Source organism: Noviherbaspirillum suwonense (assembly GCF_900182955.1).
Taxonomy (GTDB): Bacteria; Pseudomonadota; Gammaproteobacteria; order Burkholderiales; family Burkholderiaceae_D; genus Noviherbaspirillum_A; species Noviherbaspirillum_A suwonense.
On the sequence record NZ_FXUL01000026.1, the window covers coordinates 80,737 to 88,854 of the forward strand.

Genomic DNA, 8,118 nt, shown 5'->3' on the forward strand with positions numbered 1-8,118 from the left:
CACGATGATGGCCGCGCTGCTGCAGTTCTCCATCCATTATGTTTTCATCTGCGTGCTGCTGGCGATGCTGTTCTGCACGTTGCGCCTGATCGCCGGGCCGTCGGCGCATGACCGCGTGCTGGCGCTGGACACGTTGTGGATGTGCGCGATGCAACTGGCGCTGGTGCTGGGCATCCGCTATGCGAGCGACCTGTATTTCGAGGCCGCGATGCTGATCGCGCTGCTGGGCTTCGTGTCGACCATTGCGATGGCCAAGTTCCTGATGCGCGGCGAGGTGATCGAATGATCGCGCTCGATGCCATTCCCGCATGGGCGGCCATTCCCGTCGCCGTGCTGCTGATCGCCGGCGGCAGCATCATCGTAGTCGGGGCGCTAGGCCTGCTGCGCCTGCCCAATTTCTACCAGCGCATCCACGGCCCGGCCATCACGGTCACGCTGGGCACCGGCTTCATCCTGCTGGCGTCCATGCTCTTCTTTTCCGTGCTGCGTTCCCGCGTCATCGCCCATGAATTGATCATCGCGGCATTCCTGCTGATGACCGCGCCGGTCGTGGCGATGATGATCATGCGCGCCGCGGTCTACCGCGACCTGCGGGCAGGCAAGCATGACACCGGCGCGGCATCCGGGGAGGTCTACCGGCTGCCCCGAAAGGACTGAAGCGACCCGGGACGGGATAAGGAACCGCGGCGCCGCGCAGCTAGCGCTGGCCGTCGCTCGTCATTCGGCTCCTGAGCCAGTCGCCGGCGCCCGCATCCATCGCGGCGGCAATCGCCTGCGGCGGCAGGCTGTACACGGTCGCCCAGGTCGCACGTCCATCGGCGGCATTCGATGGGAAACTCGCGGTTTCGATTGGCCAGTGATACTTGCGCTTCAGGGTCCGAACGATAGCGGCAAGGGTCACGCGTCCGCGCAGCGGCTCGGCGCCGGTCTGGTCCGCGCTGGAAAGCAGGACGGCGAGCACGGCGCCGCGCGCGGTGCGCGGGCCGGGAAAAATGGGAGTCTTTGCAGGCATGCCCGCATTTTAGCCGCCCTGCCCCCATCCATGCGGGCCATCGGGTCGCCGCTGCGCTGCCCGCCTTCGCGCTCAGGCCGGCATCACCGGGGCCTTCAGGTGCCCTTCCTTGACCCACACGCGTGCGCCGGCGGCGCCGGTCGCTGCGTGCAGCCGCTGGCCCGGCGGCAGGCGCAGCCAGGACCAGGCGCGAAACCGGTCGCCGCCTTCCACGAACTCGCCGTCGAGCACGAAGACTTCCAGGCCGCCTTCCGGATCGAACGCGATTTCCCGGTTGGCCGCCCAGGTTTCGATGCGCACCGACTCGCGTTCGTCGCGATACAGCGGCTGCCGCATCACGTGCGGCCGCAGCGGGTCCGGCGCCGGCGGAACCTGCGCGGCAGGCAAGCGGACCTGCTGCCTGTCCGACGGCATGAACTGCCAGAGCTTGACCAGGATCGTGCAGCCGGCATCGCTGCGCGGCGTATGCCGGGTCTGCGGCGGATTCCGCACGTAGGCGCCGGGCGGATAGTCGCCATGCTCGTCCTGGAAGACGCCCTCCAGCACCAGGAACTCTTCCCCTCCGCCGTGCGTGTGCGGCGAAAAATGGCTGTGCGGCGCATAGCGGACGATGCTGGTGGCCCGGGCGACCTCGTCGCCGATCCGGTCCAGCATCTTGCGCGACACGCCCGGCATCGGGGAATCGATCCAGTCCATCGCGTCGGCATGGGCCACGGCCCTGAGGCTGAAGTCGGCGTTGAGGTTCATAAGGCTAGCACCCAGTCGGCAAGTGAAACGGTTAAGCGCAGGCGTAGAGGGAAAGCGTCCTCCGATGCCCGGTGTTCTCAGGTTTCCCAGGGCAGGACGATCTCGTCGCCGTCTGGCAAATGGACGACGACGGGACTGACCGAAAAGACGGCGACAATATCAAGCGCCTCCTTACCCGCGTTGATGATCTGGTGATCGACATTGGGCGGAATCACGACGGTCTGACCTGCCCCGAATCGTACCGTTTTGCCGTCGATATGCAACTCCCCATCGCCGCCGCTGCATAACACGACCTCTTCGCAATCATGCCGGTGCGGCGGCGTCGCCGATCCGGGCGACACCGATTGTTTCCATACCGACAATCCTTTCAAGCCGTGGCGGCTTCCGGCCAGCGTGGCGTGATCGATGCCGGCGATGCCGCTGGCCGCCGGTTGCTGTTCATTGAAGATGTACATTGCGTTTCTCCTGGGCTGATGGGCGCCATACGACGGCGGACGACACCAGTATGGGCCGGCAAATGCCATGGATGAATACGCCTGGATGTCATAAGATTAAGGAAAATTCTTCATCAATCGTCATGCAGGGATTCATTCATTTGCTGGCGTTCGCCTGTGCGGCGCGCCACCGGGGCTTCGCGGGCGCGGCCCGGGAACTCGGCGTGACGCCGTCGACCGTCGCCAAGCGCATTGTCCACCTCGAACAGGAACTGGGGATCAAGCTGTTTCACCGGACGACCCGCCAGGTGACGCTCACGTCGGACGGCGCGGCCCTGTTCAGGCGATGCGAAAGGATCCTGGCGGAGCTCGATGAATTCGCGCTGCAGGCCGCCGGCGCCGCAGGCGAACCGGCCGGTGAACTGCGCATCAATATTCCAATTACCTATGGGAAGCGCGTCGTGCTGCCGGCGCTGTCCACCTTGCTGCGTCGCTATCCCGGCCTGACTGCCGATGTGCGCCTGAGCGACATGCAGTGCGACCTCGTCAGGGAAGGCATGGATGCGGCGGTGCGCATCATGCACCTTGCCGATTCCTCGCTGGCATGCAGGCAGGTCGGGCAGCAGCACCTGGTGCTCTGCGCCAGTCCGGACTACCTGGCCCGCCATCCGGGGATCAGCCATCCCTCGCAACTCGGTGCGCACAGTTTCATCGTATTTCGCAATCCCACTTCCGGCAGGGAAAGACCGATACAGGTCCAGGTCGACGGCGCGCCCGGCGACCTGCATCCGACGCGGCGCCTGCTCCTCGACGACGGCGAAGCCATGGCGCAGGCCGCACTGGACGGCGTCGGCCTCATCCAGGTGCCCGACTACATCGCCGCAGACTACCTGGCAACGGGCGCGCTGCAGGAAGTGCTGCAGCCGTTCCGACCTCCGCCGCTGCCGATCCATGTCATCTGGCCCGGAAACCGGCTGATGCCTGCCCGGCTCAGGGTGTTCATCGACACGCTGGCCGGGCACGGTTCCCGGCATGACTTTCTGGCGCGGCCTGCGTGATGGACCGACGACGCGGCAGCACACGTTGAGCCCTTGCAGCTTGCCTGGGCTGCCGGGCGCAGGCGACCCTTGCCGCCTCGTCGCGCGCCGTCCGCTCCCTGCCGCTTACGCGTCCACCAGCATCGCGATGTCCTGCACGTCGAGCGTGCAGCCATGCCTGTTGCGCACGCCCTTCCCCCATGCCTGCACGTGCGCGCCGGCCTGCAGGTACGCGTGCAGTTCCGCGGCGGCATGCGGCGGCATGCGCAGCGCCGTGCCGTCGTCGAGCAGCGCACCGCGCAGTTCGCCTTTCGGCCCGTAGAGCGACAGCAGCACCGCGCCGCTGGCCTCCATCGGCTGCCTCTCGGCATGCGCGTCGTCATGAGGCGGCTTGTCGTGCGGAGGACCGTCGTCGACGATGGTCCTGCCGTCAGGGCCGGTGATGGCGATGGCGGCGACGATGTCGGCCGTGCGCGGCTTGAGGCCGCGTACCCTTACCTTGTCGCCGATGGCGACATGGCGCGTCACCTGGGCGGCAAGATGGGGCGGGAAGTGGACTTGCCTGTCCCGGTCCAGGATGAATCCATCCGGCTCGCCGTGCGGGTTGAGCAGGAAGCGGCGGACAGTGCCGCGTGTTTCGGGAAGCTGGTCGGGGTCGATCCAGTGCATGGCGGTTTCCTTGTTCAATTGGGTTGCTGGTTATAGAGCGGGCGCAGCTTGCCGGACGCGCCGAATGCCGTGGCCTGGAGCGCGCGGCCGTACTGGTTCTGGCTGCCGTAGCCCTGCGCCTCCACGCTTGTCCCCGGTTGCAGCAGACCGGAAAATTGCTGTGCGCTCGGCGGCGTCAACTTGATCACGGTGCCGTCGCGCAGCATCACGCCGTCGGGCTCCCCGCGCGGCGCGGTCGTCATGCGGTCGACTATGCCGCTGACGTCCAGCCTGACCAGGCCGGCGCCGCGCGGCGCCGGTGGCGGCAGGCGAACGGCGTCGGGCGCCGGCGGCTGGTCGGCCAGGCGAACGCCGCTGTCGGGATGGACGATCTGTTCGGCGCGCAGGTCGCCGCTGGCGCTGCGCATCCCGATAAGGCTAACCGGCGCACCGACCCGGAAGCTGTCAACGACCTGCTTGCCCATGTGCGGCGGGAAGTGCACGAGCGTTCCGTCCTTCAGGACGAAGCCGTCGACGCTGCCTTCGGGATTGATGACGAACCTGGCAATGCTGCCCTCAAGCCGCGTTTGCCGGGGCTGCGTGCCTGCCTCGCGACGGGCGGCCGGGCCATCCGGCAGCGGAGGACGCGCAGGGCCGGCTCCCGCCTCCCGGCCGGGCGCCGCGCTGTCCGGCGCGGGTGGACGCCCGGCGGCGGCGCTTGCCTCCGGTCGAAGCGGGGCGGGCGTCTGCGCAACGCAGGCGCTGACAACGGCGCATGCGGCGATGGCGATGCAGGCGCGGACTACGGGATGGTAATTGATCGTGGATGACATGATGGGCTCCTTTCAGAAGACAGGCTTCGATTCGCAAATTCCATGCCTGTCGATTTGCGGCGCCCTGCCCCCTGGATACGGCCATAGGAGAAGCGATGTTGGCCGGTCTGCCTGACACCCCCTGTCCAGTTTCCTGACAGGTGGCGCCAGGCCGGCGTCATCCGATGCCCAGGCTCGCCAGTTTCGTGTACAGCGATTGGCGGCTGATGCCCAGGCGTCGCGCCGCGTCGCTGCGGTTGCCTGCAGCCAGCGCCAGCGCATGGACGATCAGTGCGCGCTCGACCTGTTCCACCGCCTGCGCCAGCGGCAGATCCAGCAGTTCCGCGGATACCGGCGACGCTGCGCGATCCGACGGCTGCAGCAGGAAGCCGAAGTCGGCGGCGTCAATGAGGGCGGACGGCGCCAGCGCGCAGACACGGTCGATTGCGTTCTTCAATTCCCGGACATTGCCCGGCCAGGCATGCTGGGCCAGCAGATGCTGCGCGGCCGCGGACAGCCGCATGCTGCGGCCCCCCAGCGCGCAGGCCTGCGCCAGGAAATGCCCGGCCAGCGGCACGATGTCGGCGCTGCGTTCGCGCAGCGCCGGCAGGCGCAGCGGGATGACATTGAGCCGGTACATCAGGTCGTTCCGGAAGGCGCTGTCGGCGACCATCGCGGCCAGGTCGCGGTGGGTTGCCGCCACCACGCGGACATCGACCGGCAAGGGCCGTGAAGCGCCTAGCGGCATCACCTCGCGTTCCTGCAGCACGCGCAGCAGCTTGGCCTGCATCAGGGCAGGCATGTCGCCAATTTCGTCGAGGAACACCGTGCCGCCGTCGGCCTGCGCTATCAGCCCCGCGCGCTCCTGGACCGCGCCGGTATAGGCGCCGCGCGCATGGCCGAACAACTCGCTTTCCAGCAACTCGTGCGGAATCGCCGCGCAGTTGACCGCGACGAACGGGCCGTTCCTGCGCTGCGATGCCGCGTGCAGCACGCGCGCGGCAACCTCCTTGCCGGTGCCGGTCTCCCCGGTAATCAGCACGGTGGCGTCCGAAGCCGCAGCCCGCCCCAGCGTTTTCTGCACGGCGCGCATCGCGTCGCTGGCGCCGAGCAGCCGCGCCTGGCCGGATGCCGCTTCATCGCCGAACGCGCCGTCGCCGGCAGGTGCAGCAATGGCCGCTTCCATCGCCGGGAATAGGGTGTCGAGCAGTGCGGCGATGGCGGCGCGGCCGACCGGCTTGGTCAGGTGCTCGAATGCGCCCAGGCCCATGGCGCCGATGGTGTTTTCACTGGTGGCATAGGCCGTCAGCATGACCACGGGCGGCAGGTCGCCGGGGCGCTGGCGCCGCATCGCCTCCAGGACCGCCAGGCCATCCATGTCAGGAAGGCGGAAGTCGAGAAAGATGGCGCCGGGCGCGGCGCCGCTTAATTGTTCCAGCGCTTCCCTGCCCGAGGCAGCCTGGACCACCTGGTGGCCCAGGTCGGCCAGCGTCTCGGCCAGGCCTTCGCGGAATGCGTCGTCATCATCGACTATGAGCAGGGTTGGCATGGAATCTCTATCCTGAAATGGGCGCCCGATGAATCGTCGGCGACGTATGCGTGGCCGCCGTGCGCCGCGGCCACTTCGCGCACCACCGCCAGCCCCAGGCCCGAACCGGCTGACGCGTCGCTGACGAAGGGCTCGAAGATTCTCTCGCGCTGGCCGGGGGGCACGCCGGGACCGTCATCGGCGACTTCGATGACCAGCTGCTGCCCATGCAAGATGCGCGCCGTGACCGTCACGTGGCCGCCGGCGCCGGCATGGCGCATTGCGTTGAGGACCAGGTTGTCGACGGCGCGGCGCATCTGCTCCGGGTCCAGGTCAAAATGGCCGGCATCGTGCTGCGCCATCGTCAGCGACACGTTGCGCCGTTGCGCTTCTTCCGCATGCGCCGCGACGATTGCGGCAAGCCACGCGTGGACATCGACATCCTGCCGGCGGACGCTTACCGGCTGGGTCAGCGCCAGCAGGCTCGCGACCTGGCTTTCGATGCGCCCGAGCTGGCCGAGGATCGCGTGCAGCGCAAGCTGCTGCCGCTCCGCGTTGCCCGCCAGCGCATTCTCGGCGCGCAGCCGCATCGCGCCAACGGGGTTGCGTATTTCATGCGCGACCTGCGCCGCGAGCTTGCCGAGCGCGCTGAAGCGTTCGGCCTGCGCCAGCTGTTGTCCCATCTGCAGGCTGCGGTCGCGCAGCTGCCGTGCATGCGCAGCCTGGCGGTTGAGCGCGTCGACGATACGATCGAGATCGGGCTCGCCCACGTGCGCAATCGGCGTGAGCAGCATATCTGCGTCCTGCGGCGCGCAGGCCGCTTCCAGCCTGGACAGCTTGTCGCGCCAGCGGCGCAGGCCCAGCGCAATCGCCACCGCGACAGCCAGGATCACCGCCAGGACGGCGGCAGCGCCGGCAAGCAGCCCGACGCCGCCGCGGTCGATGGCCGGGCGGATGCGCGTCATCGTCCAGACATGGACAGACGGCTGGCTCCTGACCGGACAGGCGGCCACCACCACGCCGCCCTGGTTGGCCTGGGACACGGCCGTCTCGGTCGCATGGCTGCGCACCGCGGCCTGCAGCGTGCGCAGGATCAGCGGTGTCTCGGCCTGCGGAATGTCGCGCTTGATGCCGCTGCCCTGATAGGTCGGAAACGAATAGGCCAGGAAGCGTCCGGATGCGGCCGCTTCCGACCCGGCGCCGCCACCGGACGCGGGCTGCGTGTCATGCCAGAAACCGCCTTCCACGCCAGGAAGCTGCACCAGCACCAGGTCCAGCACCGCGTGCATCAGATCGGTCTGCAGCGGCGCCGCGGGTTGCGCGACCGACATCTCGTAACGCGAAGCGACTGCAACACAGGATTGCTCGCTCGACTGCGTCGCCGCGGCAATCTGCCTGCTCTCGGACGAACTCGCCATGAACCAGATGACGGCGAGCAGCCCCGCGCACATCGCGGCAACCACGCACCAGAGCAGCACCACCTGGACAGCGAATGAAGGACGCTGCATCGATATTGGGGGAAGTGACCGGAACGCCATTATTCCCCATCGGCGGTGTCGGGACCTGCCGGAAAAAGCGGAGACCACGGTCCGCGTAAGAAATCGGGCTTGCGCCGTGGCCGGCTCCTTGCGCAGCGTTCGAAGCGGGCTGTCAGGATGCGCAAGGAGACGCCCTATTCGCCGTCTTCCCCGTCATCGGCAACACAAGCAAAAAGGCCGGCATATCGCCGGCCCTTCCTGTCGGTGCCACGCCTGCGTGTCGCCTATTCTTCCTGGAACGCTTCCTCGCGCTTGCTCTTGATCGATGGCAGCGCCACGATCAGCACCAGCAGCGCCGCCGCGATCAGCAGGCCCAGCGAGATCGGCCGCGTGAAGAACACGCTGAAGTCGCCCCGCGACAG

Annotated in this window: 10 protein-coding genes and 1 pseudogene; 3 read left to right on the forward strand and 8 right to left on the reverse strand. The window is 67.9% G+C overall.

Annotation, left to right across the window (positions count from 1 at the left end):
• The first annotated feature begins 7 nt into the window (after window positions 1–7).
• Together QOL82_RS24495 and mnhG are read left to right on the forward strand one after the other, a co-directional pair.
• Window positions 8–286 (forward strand): K+/H+ antiporter subunit F, encoded by a 279-nt coding sequence (locus tag QOL82_RS24495; protein WP_283444946.1) that lies wholly within the window; start codon window positions 8–10, stop codon window positions 284–286.
• Complete coding sequence (gene mnhG / locus QOL82_RS24500; RefSeq protein ID WP_283444933.1) at window positions 283–657, forward strand: monovalent cation/H(+) antiporter subunit G; 375 nt, start codon at window positions 283–285, stop codon at window positions 655–657. The genes QOL82_RS24495 and mnhG overlap by 4 nt, the downstream gene beginning before the upstream one ends.
• Window positions 658–697: 40 nt before the next feature.
• On the opposite strand, the gene QOL82_RS24505 is transcribed toward mnhG, so the two are convergent.
• The 3 genes from QOL82_RS24505 to QOL82_RS24515 form a co-directional block, all read right to left on the reverse strand.
• A complete protein-coding gene (locus QOL82_RS24505) occupies window positions 698–1,012 on the reverse strand; it encodes a hypothetical protein (RefSeq protein WP_283444934.1) in 315 nt (104 codons plus the stop codon).
• 72 nt (window positions 1,013–1,084) lie between these two features.
• Window positions 1,085–1,759 carry a cupin domain-containing protein gene (locus QOL82_RS24510; protein WP_283444935.1) on the reverse strand — a complete coding sequence of 225 codons (675 nt, stop codon included), beginning with the start codon at window positions 1,757–1,759 and terminating at the stop codon, window positions 1,085–1,087.
• 77 nt (window positions 1,760–1,836) lie between these two features.
• Complete coding sequence (locus QOL82_RS24515) at window positions 1,837–2,214, reverse strand: cupin domain-containing protein (protein ID WP_283444936.1); 378 nt, start codon at window positions 2,212–2,214, stop codon at window positions 1,837–1,839.
• Between the two features lie 122 nt (window positions 2,215–2,336).
• Between QOL82_RS24515 and QOL82_RS24520 the strand changes: the two genes are divergently transcribed.
• Complete coding sequence (locus QOL82_RS24520) at window positions 2,337–3,251, forward strand: LysR family transcriptional regulator (protein WP_283444937.1); 915 nt, start codon at window positions 2,337–2,339, stop codon at window positions 3,249–3,251.
• A 105-nt stretch (window positions 3,252–3,356) separates the two neighbouring features.
• Here QOL82_RS24520 and QOL82_RS24525 read toward each other — a convergent pair whose 3' ends face one another.
• The 5 genes and pseudogenes from QOL82_RS24525 to QOL82_RS29330 all read right to left on the reverse strand — a co-directional run.
• Complete coding sequence (locus QOL82_RS24525; protein ID WP_283444938.1) at window positions 3,357–3,899, reverse strand: hypothetical protein; 543 nt, start codon at window positions 3,897–3,899, stop codon at window positions 3,357–3,359.
• Between the two features lie 14 nt (window positions 3,900–3,913).
• Window positions 3,914–4,711: a hypothetical protein gene (locus QOL82_RS24530; RefSeq protein ID WP_283444939.1), complete on the reverse strand. Its 798-nt coding sequence runs from the start codon at window positions 4,709–4,711 to the stop codon at window positions 3,914–3,916.
• Between the two features lie 157 nt (window positions 4,712–4,868).
• Window positions 4,869–6,239, reverse strand: coding sequence for a sigma-54-dependent transcriptional regulator (locus QOL82_RS24535; protein WP_283444940.1), 1,371 nt, complete (start codon window positions 6,237–6,239; stop codon window positions 4,869–4,871).
• Window positions 6,221–7,726 carry a sensor histidine kinase gene (locus QOL82_RS24540; RefSeq protein ID WP_283444941.1) on the reverse strand — a complete coding sequence of 502 codons (1,506 nt, stop codon included), beginning with the start codon at window positions 7,724–7,726 and terminating at the stop codon, window positions 6,221–6,223. The genes QOL82_RS24535 and QOL82_RS24540 overlap by 19 nt, the downstream gene beginning before the upstream one ends.
• A 254-nt stretch (window positions 7,727–7,980) precedes the next feature.
• Window positions 7,981–8,118: pseudogene (locus QOL82_RS29330) on the reverse strand (tripartite tricarboxylate transporter permease); the annotation flags it as partial.